Below are 19,851 nucleotides of genomic sequence, written 5' to 3' on the forward strand. Positions count from 1 at the left end.
CCCGAGTGCAGATAAACACTGCCGCTCTCTTCCGGCGTTATCGGATGTGAAGGTGATAGACGAATTTGTCTATAATCAGGGTGGTACCGCGAGAACATCTCGTCCCTGTGTAAGTCGTTTTGTGCTTGCATAGGGCGGGATGTTTTTTCGTTTGTGTGGAGATTGATGAATGATAAGGGAGGATTTTTGAATGAAAACTTTAACTTCAGCTCAAGTACGTCAAATGTTTTTAGACTTTTTTAAAGAAAAAGGACATGCTGTAGAACCGAGTGCGTCACTTGTACCGCATGACGATCCGACACTTTTATGGATCAACAGTGGGGTGGCAACATTAAAAAAATACTTTGATGGCCGCGTCGTACCTGACAATCCGCGTATTTGCAACGCGCAAAAATCGATTCGTACGAATGATATTGAAAATGTAGGGAAGACAGCACGTCATCACACGTTCTTTGAAATGCTTGGAAACTTTTCTATTGGTGATTATTTTAAAGAAGAGGCCATTGAATGGGCGTGGGAATTCCTCACAAGTGAAGAGTGGATTGGCTTTGATCCGAATTTGTTATCTGTGACAGTCCACCCAGAGGACGAAGAAGCATATATCCTTTGGAGAGATAAAATTGGTGTGCCTGAAGAACGTATTATCCGTCTTGAAGGCAACTTCTGGGATATTGGCGAGGGCCCAAGCGGACCGAATACAGAAATTTTCTATGACCGCGGTGAATCATACGGTGACGACATGAACGATCCAGAACTATATCCAGGCGGAGAAAACGAGCGTTATCTAGAAGTATGGAATCTCGTGTTCTCTGAATTCAACCATAATCCAGATGGATCATACACTCCACTGCCGAAGAAAAACATTGATACAGGGATGGGCCTTGAACGAATGGTATCTGTCATTCAAAATGTGCCAACGAACTTCGATACAGACCTTTTCATGCCGATTATTCGTGCAGTCGAAACCATTTCTGGAGAAAGCTATGGTTTGGCGAAGGAAAAAGATACAGCATTTAAAGTCATTGCTGACCATATCCGGACAGTTGCCTTTGCTGTAAGCGACGGTGCGCTTCCTTCCAATGAAGGCCGCGGATATGTATTAAGACGTTTGCTGCGCCGCGCTGTGCGTTATGCAAAAACGATCCATATCCATCGTCCGTTTATGTATGATCTAGTGCCAGTTGTTGCTGAGATCATGAAGGATTTCTACCCAGATGTACAAGCAAAAGAAGAATTTATTGCGAAAGTCATCAAAAACGAAGAAGAACGTTTCCACGAAACACTGAACGAAGGGTTAGCTATTTTGTCAGAAGTGATCAAAAAAGAAAGAGACAAAGGCAGCTCACAGATTTCAGGTGAAGATGTATTTAAGCTGTATGACACGTATGGATTCCCTGTCGAGCTGACAGAAGAATATGCAGAAGATGAGAACATGACAGTTGATCGAGAAGGCTTTCAAGCGGAAATGGAGAAGCAGCGTGAACGGGCAAGAAATGCGAGACAAGATGTCGGCAGTATGCAGGTTCAAGGCGGCGCATTAGGCGATATTAAAGTGGAAAGTACCTTTGTTGGCTACGAAAATTTAACTGCGGATACTCGCATTATCGAATTGCTTCAAAATGGTGAAATTGTCTCGGAAGCACATGAAGGAGACACGGTGCAAATCTTGTTAGATGAAACACCTTTCTATGCGGAAAGCGGCGGACAAGTAGCGGATAAAGGAACACTAAAAAGTGCAGAAGCCATCATTGAGATCAAAGATGTGAAAAAAGCGCCAAACGGTCAGCATGTCCATGAAGGAGTCGTTGTAAGCGGTACGGCTCAAAAAGGTCTCGAGGTCACTGCTGAAGTGGAATCAGCTCTTCGAAAAGGGATTGTCAAAAACCATACAGCGACACACCTTCTGCATCAGGCGCTCAAAGATGTATTAGGAAGCCACGTAAACCAAGCAGGTTCATTGGTAAATGAAAACAGACTTCGCTTTGATTTCTCTCACTTTGGACAAGTGACGAAAGAAGAATTGTCTCAAATTGAAAAAATCGTCAACGAAAAAATTTGGGAAGGCATCTCTGTTGCCATTGACCTGAAACCAATTGCTGAAGCAAAAGAAATGGGTGCAATGGCGCTCTTTGGCGAGAAGTATGGCGATATTGTCCGTGTTGTCCAAGTGGGCGATTACAGCATCGAGCTATGCGGCGGCTGTCACGTGCAAAACACTGCGGAAATCGGTTTGTTTAAAATTGCATCTGAGTCGGGTATTGGTGCTGGAACACGCCGTATTGAAGCTGTGACTGGTAAAGGCGCTTATGAAGAATTAAATGACCAGCTGGCGATTTTAGAACAGGCAGCAAGTGAGCTGAAGTCAAATACGAAGGATGTACCAAAACGGATTGCTTCATTACAGGCAGATTTAAAAGAGGCTCAAAGAGAAAACGAATCTCTCCTTGCGAAATTAAGCCAAGCAGAAGCAGGCTCTATTTTAGAGAAGGTGACAGAAGTTGGCGGAGTGAAAGTATTAACTGAAAAAGTAAATGCTAAAGACATGAACCATTTAAGAACAATGGTTGATGACTTAAAAGCTAAATTAGGATCAGCTGTCATCGTCCTGGGAGCCGTTCAAAACGGAAAAGTAAACATTTCAGCAGGAGTAACAAAAGACGTGATCGAAAAAGGTCTGCATGCAGGGAAGCTTGTGAAGCAGGCAGCTGAAATCTGCGGCGGAGGCGGAGGCGGACGTCCAGACATGGCACAAGCAGGCGGAAAACAACCAGAAAAGCTTGAAGAAGCACTGGCAACTGTCGAAGAATCTGTCAAATCCGTTTTATAATCAGGCAATGTAGTGTAGAATAATGGTATTAGATGAGCGGTTAGAAAAAAGCTTGCTAGTAGAATGTTGGAAGAGAGGTGCAAGAAGCAGTGAGTTCATTTGATAAGACAATGAAGTTTAACTTCTCTGATGATTCAGCTGAAACCAATGTGAATGAAGTGCTCATTACAGTTCATGACGCACTCCAAGAAAAAGGATACAACCCGATCAATCAAATTGTCGGATACTTGCTGTCAGGCGACCCTGCTTATATTCCAAGACATCAGGATGCACGCAACCTAATTCGTAAACTAGAACGAGACGAATTAATTGAGGAATTGGTTAAATCGTACTTAGAGACACATAAAGAGGCGTAAAACATGAGAATTTTGGGCTTAGATTTAGGCACGAAAACCCTTGGTGTTGCGATCAGTGATGAAATGGGATGGACAGCGCAAGGGATTGAAACAATTAAAATTGATGAAGCAGGCGGAGACTTTGGTCTCAGCCGCCTGTCTGAGATCATAGCGGAATACGGAGCGGATAAAATTGTACTTGGCTTTCCAAAAAATATGAACGGTACGGTCGGTCCTAGAGGCGAAGCCAGCCAATCATTTGCGAAAGTGCTAGAAAACACGTACAATGTTCCTGTTGTGCTTTGGGACGAGCGTCTGTCAACAATGGCAGCGGAAAAAATGCTCATCTCTGCAGATGTGAGCAGACAAAAGCGTAAAAAAGTCATTGATAAAATGGCGGCTGTCATGATCCTGCAAGGATATTTAGACAGCTTAAATTAAAATGAGGTGAATCAAATGGAACACGGAGAAAAGCAAATTACAATCGTTGATGATAATGGAAATGAACAGCTTTGCGAAGTACTATTTACTTTTGAAAGCGACCATTTTAACAAATCTTATGTTCTTTACTACCCAATTTCTGAACAAGACAATGAGGAAATTGAAATTCATGCATCAAGCTTTACACCGAACGAAGACGGTGAAGATGGCGAGCTAGAGCCGATTGAAACGGATGAAGAATGGGACATGATTGAAGAAACGTTAAATACGTTCTTAGATCAAGAAGACGAAGAATAGAACAAATAAAAGGCCTGTGAACAGATCTTCTTGATCTTTCTTCACAGGTCTTTTTTTACGATCACTATGTTAACTTAATTTTATTTTATGTTGACATAATGAATTGTACCTTTTACTCTGTTTTTAACAATAAATTGAGTGAGGGGCATGGAGATTGAAAATACAAGATATGATGCAAATAGCGTTAATGACAGCGGTCATCGGGATGTTAGGCTTGATCCCGCCGATTTTACTTACATTTACACCTGTACCGATTACATTGCAAACCGCAGGTCTTTTGCTTGCTGGGGGGCTGTTAAAGCCTAAACAAGCACTGATCAGTTTATGTCTTTTTCTTTTGGTTGTGGCAGCAGGCGCACCTCTTTTGTCAGGCGGGAGAGGCGGGATAGGGGTCTTCTTTGGGCCAAGCGGTGGTTTTCTTCTTGCTTATCCTGTTGCTGCCTTCATGATCAGCTTATGGGTGAACCGGCTGAAAAAAGTAACCGCACTGCGTCTTTTTGTGATCTATGCGGTTTGCAGTATTGTGATTTTGTATATATGCGGCATCCCCTTTCAAGCCATGATGATGCATATTAAGGTCTCGCAGGCCGCTTTCCTTAGTTTGATTTATCTTCCAGGTGATCTCATCAAAGCGGGAATGTGTGCTGTCTTTACGGTCAAAATCATACAGGCCATGTCATATCGAAAAAGGGATCTGCATAAAGGGAGGCGTGCAGTTTGAACAGAATAACGGAAAGCTATGCAGTACATGCAGAAATGAAACCAGATCAGATTGCCATCATAGATGAGCAAGAAAGCATTACATATCAAGATTGGTACGAACGTGTACAGAGATCGGCGCAGTGGTTACAAGAAACGGCTCATCAGCAAAAAAGAATCGCTTTTTTATTATCAAATGGTGCTTCTTTTCTTCAAATATTTGCGGGCGCTGCTTGTGCAGGGTGGACAGCCGTTCCGCTTGATCCGAGATGGAGTCATGAAGAATGTGTAGAAAAGCTCTTGTTAAGTGAGGCGGATCTCGCCATTATAGAGGATCGATTGATGAAAAGATTTGAACAGGGAAGCGTGGACATACCGATTCTTTCTTTATCTGAATGGAAGGAAAGAATGAGTCTTCTCACAGACAGTCCATGCAGTAAAAGTGATACCGAGAAGGACCCTGTCTTTTATATGGGTTTTACGTCAGGATCAACGGGCTCACCGAAAGCCTTTATTAGGCGTCAGCAGTCATGGATCGAGAGCTTTCAAATGACCACCGCTTCATTTGGAATCACTCATCAAGATCATGTTCTCATATTAGGTACACTTTTATCCTCACACTTTTTATATGGTGCCATCAGTACATTATACTTTGGCGGTACAGTGACGCTTTTAGAAAAATTTGTGCCAGGAAAAGCAAAGAAAGCCTTAGAGACAGGTCATATCACCGTGATGTATACTGTCCCAACAATGACAGAAACGTTACTGCAAATCGATGCTTTTAAAGGAGACAATCCGCTTCTTGTCATGTCATCGGGAGCAGATTGGAGCATCTCGTCAAAAGAACAGCTCGTTTCCAACTATCCACATATCACTTTTTTTGATTTTTATGGTACATCAGAGTTAAGTTTTGTCTCTTATTTGTCTTCAAATGACTTTCTGCAAAAACCTTCTTCTGTTGGACGGCCTTTCTCCTCCATTCAAGTAGAAGTAAGGCGGCCCGATCAATCTGTCTGCCAGCCAAATGAAACAGGGAGGATTTATGTAAAGAGCCCAATGACGTTTTCAGGATACTTGCATGAGCAGAAACCGCCGGAGGAGTGGCTGACAGTTTACGATATGGGATGGCTGGATGAAGACGGTTATCTGTATATGAGCGGTCGTGAGAATGGCATGATTGTCTATGGAGGACTGAATATTTTCCCAGAGGAAATTGAGCGTGTGCTAAATGATCAGCCAGAGGTAAAACGGTCGATTGTGGTTGGCGTTCCTGACCCATATTGGGGTGAAATCCCTGTTGCCATACTGGAGCAAGTGCCGCAAATAAAGGCGGTTCGACAAGCTGTTAAAGAAAAGCTGGCCGCCTACAAGGTACCAAAAAAATGGCTTGTGATTGATCAAATGATTGAAACATCCGGCGGAAAAATAGCCCGCGCGAGCATGAAAAAGTGGGCGGAGGAGCAATTGTCATGCAAGCAGTGATTGTAGAGGCAAAACGAACACCCTTCGGTGACAAAAATGGGATGCTGAAAAATTATCGCCCAGAGCAATTAGCCGCTCCCCTTATCCGGCATTTGTCTCAGATCATGACACCGGATGACGTCATATTAGGCAATGTCGTCGGAGGCGGTGGAAATATGGCCCGTCTGTCCTCATTAGAAGCAGGACTTCCTTTACACGTTCCTGGTATGACAATTGACAGGCAGTGTGCCTCTGGTCTTGAAGCGATCCGAACAGCTTGCGTCATGGTTCAATCGGGGGAGGGCACGATGTATATCGCTGGCGGGACTGAGAGCATTTCCAGCTCACCAATGAAAGAGAGAGCACGCTTTTCACCGGAGCGGATAGGAGATCCGCATATGGGAGAAGCAGCAGAGCTGACCGCGTCGGCATTTTCTGTCACGAGAAAAGAACAAGATGACTATGCCCTTTTGAGCTGGGAAAGAAGTTTAGCGGCATTCACACATGGTACATATTCAGAAGAAATCGTTTCGATTGACGGGATGAACATAGATGAAGCCGCTGCTAAAATAAGACCGATGGCAAAGCTGATCAAGCGGGCAAAGCCTGTATTTTTACCGGGAAAAGGAACTGTGACTGCCGCCAATAGCTGTAAGGAAGCAGACGGAGCAGCTGCTGTCGCTGTGTTGGAAAGATCGCTAGCGGAAGCGAGTGGATATAAGGCGATGTTACGGTATGTCGGAAGCGCTGTGACAGCGATACATCCTCATTTTCCAGCTGCTTCACCAATTGATGCGATCGAGAAACTTTTGCATCAAGAGAATATAAAGGCAGAAGAAGTGGCGTTATTTGAAATCAATGAAGCGTTTGCGCTGAAACCAGCACTTATTGCCCGGACGCTGGGTATACCATATGAGCGGATCAATAGAAGAGGCGGTGCACTTTGCCTTGGGCATCCATACAGCGCGTCAGGAGCTGCTATGATGGTGAGATTATTTTATGAAGCGCACGCCTTACCGAATAGAAGCTATGTCATGGCTGCTATTGGAAGCGGTGGCGGCATTGGTTTAGCCGTGTTATGTCAAGTTCTGTCATGAGATGCATAAGCAAGTAATTGCCGAACTCCGTCGAATCATGTACTATAAAAGCTAGATGTGAGGAGGGCCATGCATGTTTTCAGAACAAAAGAAACGACCATTCTTCAAAAGAAAAATGGGGATCGTCCTGTTATCAGTCCTTGCTGTCATCATCATTGCAGCATTATCAGGCTTTGTATATGTTAAATCAGCACTTGGACCGGTCGATCAAAAAAGTAAACAAACGATTAATATTCATATTCCAAATGGGACATCTGTGCGCGAAATTGCGGGCATTTTAAAAGATAATGGGCTCATTTCGAATGACACGATTTTCACTTATTATGCAAAATACAAAAAAGCGTCCGGCTTTAAAGCAGGCTATTTTCATCTAAAACAAACAATGGACGCAGACACACTGATTAAAAAACTGACATCTGGCGGGACAGACTACGCCTTTCAGCTAGTGATTCCAGAGGGAAAACAGCTGTCTGATATTGCTGCCATTATTGCAAACCAGACGAATTTTTCAGCGAAGGAAGTTGAAGCGAAGCTGGATGATCCTGCTTTTATTCAAACGTTAATGAAAAAGTATCCGAAAACCGTGACATCACAGGTGAATGGAAAACAGGTGAAACATCCGTTAGAGGGTTATTTATTCCCTGCTACGTATCCATTTTATCGTGAGGATGAATCACTCGAAACGATTATTGAAACGATGATTAAACAAACAGATCAATACGTGAAAACGTATGAAAAAGACATGAAAAAGAGAAACATGTCCATACATGATGTGTTAACGATGGCATCACTGATTGAAATGGAAGCAACAGAAAAGACAGATCGGGCAAAAATCTCAAGTGTATTTTATAACCGGTTGAAAAAGGACATGCCGCTTCAAACTGACCCAACCGTTCTTTATGCACTAGGTGAGCATAAATCCCGCGTTTATTACAAAGACCTAAAAGTAAAATCTCCTTATAACACGTATAACAACAAAGGGCTGCCGCCTGGACCTATTGCAAATGCTGGTGAATCCTCTTGGAAAGCAGCACTGCATCCAGAGAAAACGGATTACGTTTACTTCCTTGCGAAGAAAAATGGAGAAGTCGTATTTACGAAAACGTTAAATGAGCATAATAAAGCAAAAGCGAAATACATCACAGGCAGCAATTAACGTACAAGTGAATCGAAAAAGACTGTAGACAATATGAGATTGCCTGCAGTTTTTTTCGTTGGAATATCCATTTTATAGGTTCGCAATTACCACTTCTTTGTGGTAAAATATATCGGGTTGTTTTTACTTAGATGAACGAAAGATTGACGAGAAAGAGAGCTGCAATAGGCAGGACTCTTCTTTTTCAGGTCATGAAGGAGCTAGACAGATAATGACTATCGAAGATGATCGAATAAATGATTATATTGAACATTTAATTCAACCAAGTCCTGATGCAATCGCTCAATTAGAGATATATGCAAAAGAGCATCATGTGCCAATTATGGAAAAGGTGAGCATCGAGCTTTTATTGCAGCTGCTTTCGATGAAAAAGCCGAAGAAAATTCTTGAGGTCGGGACAGCGATTGGCTATTCTGCCATTCGAATGGCAACAGCTCTGCCAGATGCTGAGATTTATACGATTGAGCGCAATGCAAAGCGCTATGAAGAAGCGACACGGAACATTGAGGAATTAAAGTTAAAAGAAAGAATACACGTGTTTTTTGGTGATGCAATGGAATCGGCTAAAACGGTCCAAACGATGGCGCCCTATGATGTGATTTTTATTGATGCTGCAAAAGGGCAGTACAAGCGTTTTTTTGAACTGTTTGAACCGATGCTCGCTCATGACGGAATGATTATTACAGACAATGTATTATTCAAAGGCTTAGTGGCGACAAATTATGAAGAAGAAATTGAAGATAAACGAAAAAAACAATTAATTGGAAAGATTGATCGATACAATCAATGGCTTATGTCAAACCCTGATTTCCAAACGTGCATTATTCCAGTTGGAGACGGGATCGCCATTAGTACAAAAAGAGGTGACCAATCATGAAGAAACCAGAATTGCTTGTGACGCCAAGCAGCGTGTCAGACGTACTGCCATTAATTGAGGCAGGGGCTGATGCATTCTTAATAGGCGAACAAACATACGGTATTCGTCTTGCAGGTGAGTTTTCAAGAGAAGATGTGAAACAAACGGCTCTGCTTGCACATGCCCATCACAAAAAAGTGTATGTAGCGATGAATGCGATTTTTCATAATGACCGCGTGCAGCTGCTTGGAGATTATTTAACCTTTCTCGATTCATTAAGCGTGGACGGCGTCGTCTTCGGAGATCCAGCCGTGATCATGGCAGCAAAGGAAACAGGGGTGAACCTGAATCTTCACTGGAGTACAGAAACGACTGGAACCAACTATTACACTTGTAACTATTGGGGTAGAAAAGGCGCATCGCGTGCTGTTCTTGCTAAAGAGCTGAACATGGACAGTGTGATCGACATCAAAGAAAATGCTGAGGTGGAGATTGAAATTCAAGTTCATGGCATGACATGTATGTTTCAATCGAAACGTACGCTCATAGGCAACTACTTTGAATACCAGGGCAAACAAATGGACGTCGAAGGCAGAGATATGGAGGAAGGGCTATTCCTGCATGACCAAGAGCGTCAAAACAAATACCCTATTTTTGAGGATGCAAACGGGACACATATTATGAGTCCAAATGATGTGTGTATGATTGACGAATTAGAAGAGTTTGTTGACGCAGGCATTGACTCATTTAAAATTGACGGAATTTTAAAGTCACTTTCTTATATGACAGAGGTGACATCACTCTATAGAAAAGCAATTGATTTACTAACGACTGACAAAGACGCGTATGAAGATCAGAAAGAGGACTGGGTGAACCGAATTGAAGAGATTCAGCCAGTGAATCGTTCGATTGATACAGGATTCTTCTTTAAAGAAACGGTTTATTAATATAAGAGGAGGCAGAGGAAATGGCATTATTGAAAGATGGTATTTCTGAAATGATTGATGGGAAACGTATCATTACAAAAAAACCAGAACTGCTTGCACCCGCAGGAAACTTGGAAAAGCTGAAAATTGCTGTACACTACGGAGCTGACGCTGTCTTTATTGGCGGGAAAGAATTCGGGCTTCGCTCAAATGCAGATAACTTTTCAATTGAAGAAATGGCAGAAGGCGTCGCATTTGCAAACAAATATGGCGCACGCATTTATGTGACAACGAATATCTTTGCTCACAATGAAAACATGGACGGGCTGGAGGAATACCTTCAAGGGATCGAAGGCGCTGGAGTAGCAGGCATTATCGTAGCTGATCCACTGATCATTGAAACATGTAAACGTGTTGCACCGAAGCTTGAAGTCCATTTAAGCACACAGCAATCTCTTTCAAATTGGAAAGCTGTTCAGTTTTGGAAGGAAGAAGGGCTTGAGCGTGTGGTGCTTGCACGTGAAACAAGTGCGCTAGAAATTAGAGAAATGAAAGAAAAGGTCGATATTGAAATCGAAACATTCATTCACGGTGCAATGTGTATCGCATACTCTGGCCGCTGCGTGCTCAGTAACCATATGACGGCAAGAGATTCTAACCGCGGAGGCTGCTGTCAGTCCTGCCGCTGGGATTATGATCTTTATAAACTAGAAGGTTCTGAGGAAGCGCCTTTATTTGGTGAGGAAGATGCGCCATTTGCAATGAGTCCAAAAGATTTGAAGCTTGTTGAATCCATTCCTCAAATGATCGAAATGGGAATTGACAGCTTAAAAATCGAAGGACGGATGAAATCCATTCATTATGTTGCCACTGTTGTAAGTGTATATCGCAAAGTCATTGATGCGTATTGTGCTGACCCAGACAATTTTGTCATTCAGCAGGAATGGTTAGATGAATTAGATAAATGCGCAAACCGTGACACAGCACCAGCCTTTTTCGAAGGCGTACCAGGAACGGATGAACAAATGTTTGGCATCCATGGGAAGAAAACGACATTTGATTTCGCAGGTCTTGTTCTTCATTATGATGAAAAAGAACAAATCGTGACATTGCAGCAGCGTAACTTCTTTAAGCAAGGCGACGAAGTCGAATTCTTCGGACCAGAGATTGAGAATTTCACATGCAAAATTGAAACGATTTGGGATGAAAAAGGAAATGAACTAGATGCCGCTCGTCATCCGCTGCAAATCGTCAAATTCAAGCTTGATCAAAAAGTATACCCTAGCAACATGATGAGAAAGGGGAAATAACAACCACATGAGGAGTAAACCAGTTGTCATTGGTATTGCTGGCGGCTCGGGTTCAGGTAAAACGAGCGTCACCAATTCAATCTATGAAAAATTTAAAGGACATTCCATCCTCATGCTTCAGCAAGACTTATATTACAAAAATCAAAGTCATATGCCATTTGAAGAGCGCCTGCTCACGAACTATGATCATCCGCTTGCATTCGACAATGACCTGATGTTTGAGCATTTGGAACAGCTCTTAAGGTACGAATCCATTGAAAAACCAATATATGATTTTAAACTAAACACACGTTCAGAAGAGACGGTTCATGTTGAGCCGAAGGATGTCATTATCGTTGAAGGTATCTTTGCGCTCGAAGATGAACGTTTGAGAGACTTAATGGATATTAAACTGTATGTCGATACAGATGCAGACCTTCGCATCATCCGCCGCATTTTACGCGATACGAAGGAAAGAGGCCGGTCGATCGATTCGGTGATTGAACAATATGTATCTGTTGTCAGACCGATGCATAATCAATTCATTGAACCGACAAAACGATACGCCGATATCATCATCCCAGAAGGCGGCCAAAACCATGTGGCGATCGACTTAATGGTCACAAAAATTCAAACCATTCTTCAAAACCGAGCAGAGTAAATGGTGGAGAAGAAAAAGACCTTTACATAGTAAAGGTCTTTTCAGCATCATCTTACCAAACTCTCACAAAAACTTGTCTTTATAAAGAGTGATAGTGGCATCGCCACGTGAATGAGCGGTCACTAGCCCACTAGAGCTAACAGAAGCAACACTCTGGTTATCTGTCCAATAACGTGTTGCTGCAGCATTATAGACTGTTATTAGAGCAGCATTCTCGGAAAAAATCTTAAGGGTTTGATATGATAAGAAAACAATGAAGAAAAGAAGAGATGGAGAAATCACTACCACATAGCGAAAGAATGAAGTTGAAAAAGTATATTAAAAAAACGACAAACAAATCATCACAAATTTTCAAACAATTCTTGATCAAAATGCAATTTTGTAATAATATAGCATAGACATATCGTACACTGACCATATTATGTATTGGAAGAGGGAGAATGGATAAGCTATTCTTCTACATATGATCGAAATGGCCGAACGAGGTACAGGAGCTTCCTGTGCCTTTCCACAGTTTGTGCGATTTTAGACCGCTGCGAGTGGTCCTGTCTAATAAAAGGCATAATAGTTGCATCTAAAAGGGACGCCATGTAAGATGGACTTTTACGAATATGGTACAGAAGGAATGAGGGCCTGAACATGTCCTCATTCTTGTATATTTCAGTCGTCACTCACGTGCAGAAAGTTTGTATGATGAGGATTAATAGAAGGAGTGAATGATTCATGGCACAAGAGAAAGTATTTCCAATGACAGAAGAAGGAAAACGTAAATTAGAAGAAGAGCTTGAATATTTGAAAACGGTTAAACGTAAAGAGGTTGTAGAGCGTATTAAAATCGCTAGAAGTTTTGGAGACCTTTCTGAAAACTCGGAGTATGATTCTGCTAAAGAAGAGCAGGCGTTTGTAGAAGGCCGTATTACAACGCTTGATAATATGATTCGTAATGCTAAAATTATCGAAGATGAAGGAAACTCAAATGTGGTTTCACTTGGTAAAACGGTGACATTCGTTGAATTACCAGACGGGGAAGAAGAGTCTTACACAATTGTTGGAAGTGCAGAAGCTGACCCGTTCGAAGGCAAGATTTCAAACGATTCACCTATTGCAAAAAGCCTTTTAGGTAAACAAGTAGACGACAAAGTAACCGTTCAAACACCTGGCGGAGAAATGTTCGTCCAAATTGTAAAAATTTCATAATCACGTTTATCAGGTAAACACCTCGTCCACAATAGGGACGAGGTGTTTTTATGCGCAAAAAAAGAAGAATTCAATGGACAGGTGCGATTATTTTTATACTAATGCTCGGTCTTCTGATGAGACTGGCAGAAATTCAGCTGTTTTTCACAGAATCGTTTTCAAAGCTTGATATCAATTTAATACAAGAAAGTGTCAAACAGCGAACAGAAGAAGTCGTTATTTCAGACGGGCGCGGTGAGTTTTTAGATCGAAACGGCCAAGCACTTCTTACAAAAGAACAGCCTGCGGTTATCTTATTTCCTTTCCTGCAATATGATCTTCCACGCTTACAGCAAACCGCCTCTATTCTTGAGATGGAAGAGGATGAACTCAAAAAACAGTTAACAGAAACGAAAAAACCTCTCATTTTAAAAGATGACATTACGAAAAAAAAACTGAAAGACATCAATGATATGAAATATTCAGGTGTGTACGGCGTATATATGAAAGAGAAGGACAAAAAAAGACTTGCCCTCCACACATTAGGTTTCACAAGCGAGAATCCAGAACTATTGAGAAAGCGTTATCCTGACAAAAAAGAGCTTTCTATTCGTACTGAAATCGGCACATTTGGGCTGGAAAGCACCTTTGACGAATTTCTATTACCCGAGCAAGACACAAAATTGTTATATCATGTGGACGGAAGGGGAAACCCTTTGTTCGGTATGGACGTCAAATATACAGCAGAAGCTCATTCCTTTTATCCACTTCAGGTACAGACAACAATAGATGAAGACATGCAGGCTGAAATGGAGAAGGTGCTCAAAGAACAAGGCGTTGAAAAAGGCGGTGCCGTTCTGCTCGACATTGAAAAAAGCAGTGTACTGGCGATGGCGAGTACCCCAAATGTCACAAGTAAAAACCGGCATGAGGCAAGAAATTACATGCTGACAGCCATTGCACCAGGCTCTGTCTTTAAAACGGCTGTACTTGCCGCAGCAATCGAAAAAAATCTTGACCAGCCACAAACCATGTATGACTGTCGAAAGAATTTATATGGAGAGCCAAAAGGAAAACAGGAAGTGCTGAATCTGACGGACAGTTTCTCAGAGAGCTGCAATTATACCTTTGCGACACTTGCTGAAAGGCTCATTCAAACAGATGATCAAATCATCGAAAAGACGGCTGCAAAGCTTGGACTCTTAGATCGAGCTGGCTGGGAAGGGGATGTCTATCATAAGCAGCACTTCAAACAGTTTGATCGTGAAGAAACAGGCAGTGTGTGGGGAGATAAAAGAGACAAGCATGTCAAAAAAGCCATTGCACAAACCGCAATAGGACAAAAAAATGTCAAAACGACGCCTCTGCAAATCGCGAATATGATGGCTACGATCGCAAGAGGAGGAGAACGAAAAGAAGTGAAAATCGCAGAAAAAGTGCTGTATCAAAACGGAACAACGATGCTGTCCTTTCAAAACAAACGGCCTGAAGGGGGCAGCATAGACCGCTATACAGCCCAAAAGCTGCAAAAATTCTTAAGACAGGTGGTGACCTCTGACAAGGGAACGGGAAGAAGGTTTCAAGATTTGCCATACGATGTAGCGGGAAAATCAGGTACTGCCCAAACCGGCAGTCAAGACAAAAAGGGGAATCCGCTTTATCATAAGTGGTTTGCTGGATACTTTCCGGTAGAAAAACCAAAATACGCCCTTGTCGTTGTTCACCTAGATGAGACAAGTGGCCGGGCTAAGACAAATGATGCGTTTTATGATATTGTAAAAAAGGTCAATGAAATTGAAAAGAAACAGACATAGAACATCCCTTCATGACATGTTAGAATAGTAACGACTTAGGGAACAGAGGCAAAGGAGTGCAGAGATTTTGAGTAGAAATTCTCGATTTGAACATCGTGATAAGCGCAGAAAGGCAAATATGGTGCTTAACATATTAATTGGTATCGTTGTGGTGCTTATTTTGGTTGTCGCATCGAGTTTGTTAATTTTTAATAAGCCGAAAGAAACAGATGTAGCAAAAGAGCCATCAAAAACGGCACCTGCAACGAGTGAAAATAAACAAAACTCACAAGAAGATGTGAAAGATCCAAAGAAAGACACATCCGATGATTCAGATGCAAAAAAAGATGATTCATCTGATCAAGACGACGAAACGAAGAAGACAGATGATGAAGAAAAACCTAATAAAGATGCGTTAAAAGACGCCAAAGAAACAGATGGCGGCAAAACGAGTGATGTAGACAAAACATACGAAAATGATGACTGGGAGCCTGTAGGAACAGAGCAATCCGGTTCACATACAGCAACCTATGATTCCAGCTCAAAAGACTGGAAAGAAATGATCAAAGCCATGTCCTATGCGACAGGAATTTCAGAAGATCAAATGACCGTTCTTTGGTTAGGAAATAACGGAGGTCCTCAAGATGCAAAAGGAACCATCCGTGATAAATCAACAGGTGAACGCTACCGCGTGGAAATTACGTGGGTAGATGAAAAAGGCTGGAAACCTGTGAAGGTTGAAAAATTAAGATAAACATGAAAAAAAGATAGCAGATTGTTGACAAAGGGCTAAAATGATGTTTATTTTAGCCCTTTGTCTTCTTTTCAGCGTGATAGAAAACCTTTGCAGTCTAGGAAGGACGAGTACCGGAGCGGAGCGAATTTGACATTCGTGAGCACCGGCACGCAGAACTGACAACGAATGCGAGGGTTTGTCTACACGCTGAGATAGCAGATATGCTATCTTTTTTGTTTAGACATTCGCTTTAAAATGAACAACTGCTGTATACAAAATCCGCTCATCGATCACAGTCGTTTGATGACTGACAGAATGAACGGTCAGCAGAATCGCCTGATTATGTTCAATTTGTTTTTGGATCTTTTGTTCAAGTTCTTTTAAAGATGTTGCTTCAAAAAATTCAATTTTATCCTTTAAAAAATCCAGCTGAAAATCCATTTGATTCACCTCTCTATACTCTTCATTCATCTTAATCTCTCTCCCTCAGAAGGGCAAATGTTTTTCTGCTCTCTCCCAGTATTTTTTAGTAGGAAAGAAACAGAAGTTGTGGTAGGATAGGAACTGTTCGACGGAATAAAACATACTATACGCATAGGAATAAATAGATAAAGTGGAGGGAAAGAAAATGGGACGTGAATTTCTTTCTTTATTTGATCATTGGGCTGACTCTTATGACGACACGGTAAGTGGTCATGACGAGCAGTATAAGGAAGTGTTTCGCCGGTATCCGGCTATTTTAAAAGAGATTGTCCGCCTTTCAGGCCAAAATGTTCTTGAGTTTGGAAGCGGTACGGGGAATCTAACAGCGCTGCTCCTTGCAGCTGATAAAAACGTGTTTGGTGTTGAACCATCAGATGCCATGAAGAAAGCGGCTCTTCAAAAAGGACTGCCAGATCTATTTCATGATGGGGATTTTTTATCATTTCCAGCGCCGCCTTTTGAGCCAGATACGATCGTCAGTTCATATGCATTCCACCATTTAACGGATGAAGAAAAAAAACAAGCCATTCACACCTATAGCAACATCCTTCACTCAGATGGTAAAATAGTTTTTGCTGATACAATGTTTCAAAATCAAGCAGCACATCAAGCTCAGATCGACAAAGCGAGAGCCGCAGGGTTCGATCAGCTTGCAGAGGATTTAGAAACGGAATATTATCCATCCATTGATGTGCTAAAGCAAATCTTTGAAGAAGAAGGTTTTAGCACGTCCTTTCATCAAATGAATGATTTTGTTTGGATCGTAGAAGCAAAGAAAAGGGAATGAAAGGATGTTTTTGATTTGAAAATCGCAGTTATAGGTGCAATGGAAGAAGAAGTGACGATTTTAAGAGATCAACTAAAAAATGCTACACAAGAAAACATCGCTGGGTGTGAATTTACAACAGGTGTTTATGAAGATAAAGAAGTGATTTTATTAAAATCAGGAATTGGAAAAGTAAATGCAGCGGTCAGCACAACATTACTGCTTGACCGCTTTCAGCCAGATTATGTGATCAATACAGGATCTGCTGGCGGTTTCCATCACTCATTAAATGTAGGTGATATTGTCATCTCTACTGATGTGAGACATCATGATGTAGATGTGACCATCTTTGATTACGAATATGGACAAGTGCCGGGACTTCCAGCTGCTTTCATTGCAGATGAAAAGCTTGTGAAGCTGGCAGAAGAATCTGCTTTAGAAATTGATCATATTCAAGTGGCAAAAGGAACGATTGCAACAGGAGATTCGTTTATGAATGATCCGGATCGTGTAGCGTTTGTGAGAGAGAAGTTTCCAGAGCTATATGCGGTGGAAATGGAAGCCGCAGCCGTTGCACAAGTCTGCCAGCTCTTTGGTACGCCATTTGTTGTCGTTCGAGCGCTATCCGATATTGCAGGGAAAGAATCCAATATCTCCTTTGATCAATTCCTTGAGCAAGCAGCGATTCACTCAACCGACCTTGTCTTGCGTATGATAAAGCAAACACAATAAAAGAAGGGGTTTCCCCCTTCTTTTCCATGCAAAGGAAGGGAATCATATGGCTGTCATAAAGGATATTACTGAATTAATTGGTCGCACACCGCTTTTAAAGCTGTCAGGGATTGGCGTCCCAGAAGGCGTTGAGGTGTATGCAAAGCTTGAGATGATGAATCCAGGTGGAAGTATTAAGGATCGTTTAGGTGACATGCTCATCAGAGAAGCATTAGCATCTGGCAAACTGCGTCCAGGCGGAACTATTATTGAAGCAACTGCTGGAAACACAGGAATTGGGCTTGCCCTAAGTGCAAGAAAGCATCAATTGCAGACCATTTTTTGTGTACCAGAACATTTTAGTCAAGAAAAACAACAACTGATGAAGGCGCTCGGTGCAGAGATTATTCATACGCCGAGAAAAGAAGGCATGAAGGGTGCGATTGATCGAGCCCTTGAATTAGAGGCAAGCCTTGACAATGCCTATTGTGTTTTACAATTTAAAAACCAAGTAAATCCATTGACTTACTACAGAACGCTCGGTCCCGAATTATGGTCCGACTTAAAAGGGAATATCGATGTATTCGTGGCGGGAGCAGGATCTGGCGGAACTTTTCAAGGTTGTGCCGCCTATTTAAAAGAGCAGAATCAGGCGTTAAAAACAGTGGTTGTGGAGCCTGAAGGATCAATTTTAAATGGAGGGGACCCGGGTCCGCATAGAACGGAAGGAATTGGCCTTGAATTTATCCCAGATTATATGGAGCAGGCTTTATTTGATGAGATTTACACTGTCAGTGATGATGATGCGTTTCAAATGGTGAAAGAAGCAGCTGAAAAAGAAGGTATTCTCATCGGCAGCTCTTCTGGTTCCGCTTTATATGCCGCTTTAGAGGAAGCAAAGAAAGCAGCACCTGGGACAGTCATTGTCACCATTTTTCCTGACAGCAGTGAGCGATATTTAAGTAAAGGAATTTATGAGGGAGGAAAATAGCATGAAACCAAAAACAATGATGATTCACAGCGGAACAACGGGTGATGAAAGAACAGGCGCCGTGTCTGTGCCGATTTACCAAGTGAGTACTTATAAGCAGCCGAAAGCAGGCGAACATACGGGGTATGAATACTCCAGAACAGCAAATCCAACAAGAACTGCACTGGAAACAGTCATTCGTGATCTTGAAGGAGGAGCAAGCGGCTACGCATTTGGTTCAGGGATGGCGGCCATTACGGCTGTGATGATGCTGTTTAACAGCGGAGATCATATTGTGCTGACAGATGACGTGTACGGCGGAACCTACCGCGTCATCACAAAGGTGCTAAACCGCATTGGCATTACTGCAACCTTTGTTGACACAAGTGATCCTGAAGCAGTGAAAAAAGCCATTTTACCTGAAACAAAAGCCGTTTACATTGAATCGCCAACCAATCCTTTACTCAAAATGACAGATCTAAAAGCCATCGGCGAATTGACAAAGGAAGCCAACATCTTGATGATTGTCGACAATACATTTTTCACACCGTATTTCCAAAAGCCGATTGAATATGGCGCAGACATTGTCTTGCACAGTGCGACTAAGTATTTAGGCGGCCATAGTGATGTTGTAGGCGGGCTTGTCGTCACAGCGACGAAAGAGCTTGGAGAAGAACTGCACTTTGTTCAAAACTCGACAGGCGGAATTCTTGGACCGCAGGATTCATGGCTTCTCATGAGAGGGATGAAAACGCTTGGACTACGAATGGAAGCACATCAACAAAATGCACAGAAAATCGCTGAGTTTTTAAAGCAGCATGCAGCCGTCACACGTGTTTATTATCCAGGTCTCGATACTCACCCTGGACATGAACTTGCGAAAACACAAGCATCCGGCTTCGGCGGCATGATCTCTTTTGATATTGGAAAAGAAGAACATGTCGATGTATTTTTAAGCCAGCTTAAGCTGTTTACAATCGCAGAAAGCCTTGGAGCGGTTGAAAGCTTAATTTCTGTCCCTGCCCGGATGACCCATGCGTCCATTCCAAAAGACCGCCGGGAGGAGCTTGGCATCACAGATGGTTTAATTCGTATTTCCGTCGGAATTGAAGATGTGGATGATTTACTACATGATATCAAGCAAGGACTAAGCGCACTGGCGAATGGATAG

The 19,851-nt window shown here is 42.2% G+C and carries 21 protein-coding genes and 1 other annotated feature (1 of these 22 running past the window's edge); of the genes, 19 read left to right on the plus strand and 2 right to left on the minus strand.

Going from position 1 to position 19,851, the window contains the following annotated elements:
• Positions 1–110, plus strand: a binding site (T-box leader); it begins 98 nt to the left of the window's first position.
• Between the two features lie 80 nt (positions 111–190).
• The 12 genes from alaS to udk all read left to right on the plus strand — a co-directional run bounded on the left by alaS (position 191) and on the right by udk (position 12,045).
• On the plus strand, positions 191–2,827 hold the full coding sequence (gene alaS, locus JJ692_RS08885; protein WP_025092421.1) for an alanine--tRNA ligase: 2,637 nt from the start codon (positions 191–193) through the stop codon (positions 2,825–2,827).
• An 89-nt stretch (positions 2,828–2,916) separates the two neighbouring features.
• Complete coding sequence (locus tag JJ692_RS08890; protein WP_008358522.1) at positions 2,917–3,183, plus strand: IreB family regulatory phosphoprotein; 267 nt, start codon at positions 2,917–2,919, stop codon at positions 3,181–3,183.
• 3 nt (positions 3,184–3,186) lie between these two features.
• Positions 3,187–3,603 (plus strand): Holliday junction resolvase RuvX, encoded by a 417-nt coding sequence (gene ruvX, locus JJ692_RS08895; RefSeq protein ID WP_024423113.1) that lies wholly within the window; start codon positions 3,187–3,189, stop codon positions 3,601–3,603.
• A gap of 15 nt (positions 3,604–3,618) precedes the next feature.
• Positions 3,619–3,900: a DUF1292 domain-containing protein gene (locus JJ692_RS08900; RefSeq protein WP_024423112.1), complete on the plus strand. Its 282-nt coding sequence runs from the start codon at positions 3,619–3,621 to the stop codon at positions 3,898–3,900.
• A 154-nt stretch (positions 3,901–4,054) separates the two neighbouring features.
• Positions 4,055–4,621: a biotin transporter BioY gene (locus JJ692_RS08905; protein ID WP_073206472.1), complete on the plus strand. Its 567-nt coding sequence runs from the start codon at positions 4,055–4,057 to the stop codon at positions 4,619–4,621.
• A gap of 35 nt (positions 4,622–4,656) precedes the next feature.
• Positions 4,657–6,081 (plus strand): acyl-CoA synthetase, encoded by a 1,425-nt coding sequence (locus tag JJ692_RS08910; RefSeq protein ID WP_446699468.1) that lies wholly within the window; start codon positions 4,657–4,659, stop codon positions 6,079–6,081.
• Positions 6,069–7,157 carry an acetyl-CoA C-acyltransferase gene (locus tag JJ692_RS08915; protein WP_103131900.1) on the plus strand — a complete coding sequence of 363 codons (1,089 nt, stop codon included), beginning with the start codon at positions 6,069–6,071 and terminating at the stop codon, positions 7,155–7,157. The genes JJ692_RS08910 and JJ692_RS08915 overlap by 13 nt, the downstream gene beginning before the upstream one ends.
• A 73-nt stretch (positions 7,158–7,230) precedes the next feature.
• The gene (mltG, locus tag JJ692_RS08920; RefSeq protein ID WP_103131901.1) at positions 7,231–8,313 is read left to right on the plus strand and encodes an endolytic transglycosylase MltG; all 1,083 of its coding nucleotides are present in this window, start codon (positions 7,231–7,233) and stop codon (positions 8,311–8,313) included.
• 211 nt (positions 8,314–8,524) lie between these two features.
• The gene (locus JJ692_RS08925) at positions 8,525–9,190 is read left to right on the plus strand and encodes an O-methyltransferase (RefSeq protein WP_103131902.1); all 666 of its coding nucleotides are present in this window, start codon (positions 8,525–8,527) and stop codon (positions 9,188–9,190) included.
• Entirely contained in the window at positions 9,187–10,116 is a 930-nt protein-coding gene (locus JJ692_RS08930; RefSeq protein ID WP_103131903.1) for a peptidase U32 family protein, read from the plus strand. The genes JJ692_RS08925 and JJ692_RS08930 overlap by 4 nt, the downstream gene beginning before the upstream one ends.
• 20 nt (positions 10,117–10,136) lie before the next feature.
• Positions 10,137–11,405 carry a peptidase U32 family protein gene (locus JJ692_RS08935; RefSeq protein WP_103131904.1) on the plus strand — a complete coding sequence of 423 codons (1,269 nt, stop codon included), beginning with the start codon at positions 10,137–10,139 and terminating at the stop codon, positions 11,403–11,405.
• A 7-nt stretch (positions 11,406–11,412) separates the two neighbouring features.
• Positions 11,413–12,045 carry a uridine kinase gene (gene udk / locus JJ692_RS08940; RefSeq protein WP_024423106.1) on the plus strand — a complete coding sequence of 211 codons (633 nt, stop codon included), beginning with the start codon at positions 11,413–11,415 and terminating at the stop codon, positions 12,043–12,045.
• A gap of 63 nt (positions 12,046–12,108) precedes the next feature.
• On the opposite strand, the gene JJ692_RS19130 is transcribed toward udk, so the two are convergent.
• A complete protein-coding gene (locus JJ692_RS19130; RefSeq protein ID WP_103131905.1) occupies positions 12,109–12,333 on the minus strand; it encodes an Ig-like domain-containing protein in 225 nt (74 codons plus the stop codon).
• 435 nt (positions 12,334–12,768) lie between these two features.
• Here JJ692_RS19130 and greA point away from each other — a divergent pair, with 435 nt between their 5' ends.
• From greA to JJ692_RS08960, 3 genes are all read left to right on the plus strand, one after another.
• A complete protein-coding gene (gene greA, locus JJ692_RS08950; protein ID WP_008358505.1) occupies positions 12,769–13,242 on the plus strand; it encodes a transcription elongation factor GreA in 474 nt (157 codons plus the stop codon).
• A 50-nt stretch (positions 13,243–13,292) separates the two neighbouring features.
• Entirely contained in the window at positions 13,293–15,035 is a 1,743-nt protein-coding gene (locus JJ692_RS08955) for a peptidoglycan D,D-transpeptidase FtsI family protein (protein ID WP_103131906.1), read from the plus strand.
• Positions 15,036–15,102: 67 nt separating this feature from the next.
• Positions 15,103–15,768, plus strand: coding sequence for a YrrS family protein (locus tag JJ692_RS08960; RefSeq protein ID WP_024423104.1), 666 nt, complete (start codon positions 15,103–15,105; stop codon positions 15,766–15,768).
• A gap of 219 nt (positions 15,769–15,987) precedes the next feature.
• Here the strand turns inward: JJ692_RS08960 and JJ692_RS08965 are convergent, their stop codons facing one another.
• Complete coding sequence (locus tag JJ692_RS08965; RefSeq protein ID WP_024423103.1) at positions 15,988–16,191, minus strand: YrzA family protein; 204 nt, start codon at positions 16,189–16,191, stop codon at positions 15,988–15,990.
• A gap of 187 nt (positions 16,192–16,378) precedes the next feature.
• Here JJ692_RS08965 and JJ692_RS08970 point away from each other — a divergent pair, with 187 nt between their 5' ends.
• The 4 genes from JJ692_RS08970 to JJ692_RS08985 are packed head-to-tail and all read left to right on the plus strand — an operon-like array spanning position 16,379 to position 19,851.
• On the plus strand, positions 16,379–17,020 hold the full coding sequence (locus JJ692_RS08970; RefSeq protein WP_024423102.1) for a class I SAM-dependent DNA methyltransferase: 642 nt from the start codon (positions 16,379–16,381) through the stop codon (positions 17,018–17,020).
• Positions 17,021–17,035: 15 nt separating this feature from the next.
• Positions 17,036–17,731 carry a 5'-methylthioadenosine/S-adenosylhomocysteine nucleosidase gene (gene mtnN, locus JJ692_RS08975; protein ID WP_024423101.1) on the plus strand — a complete coding sequence of 232 codons (696 nt, stop codon included), beginning with the start codon at positions 17,036–17,038 and terminating at the stop codon, positions 17,729–17,731.
• A 46-nt stretch (positions 17,732–17,777) separates the two neighbouring features.
• Positions 17,778–18,701 carry a PLP-dependent cysteine synthase family protein gene (locus tag JJ692_RS08980; RefSeq protein WP_073206446.1) on the plus strand — a complete coding sequence of 308 codons (924 nt, stop codon included), beginning with the start codon at positions 17,778–17,780 and terminating at the stop codon, positions 18,699–18,701.
• Position 18,702: 1 nt separating this feature from the next.
• Positions 18,703–19,851 (plus strand): bifunctional cystathionine gamma-lyase/homocysteine desulfhydrase, encoded by a 1,149-nt coding sequence (locus tag JJ692_RS08985; protein ID WP_024423100.1) that lies wholly within the window; start codon positions 18,703–18,705, stop codon positions 19,849–19,851.

Source organism: Bacillus sp. 3a, from assembly GCF_017161885.1.
GTDB lineage: Bacteria > Bacillota > Bacilli > Bacillales > Bacillaceae > Bacillus > Bacillus safensis.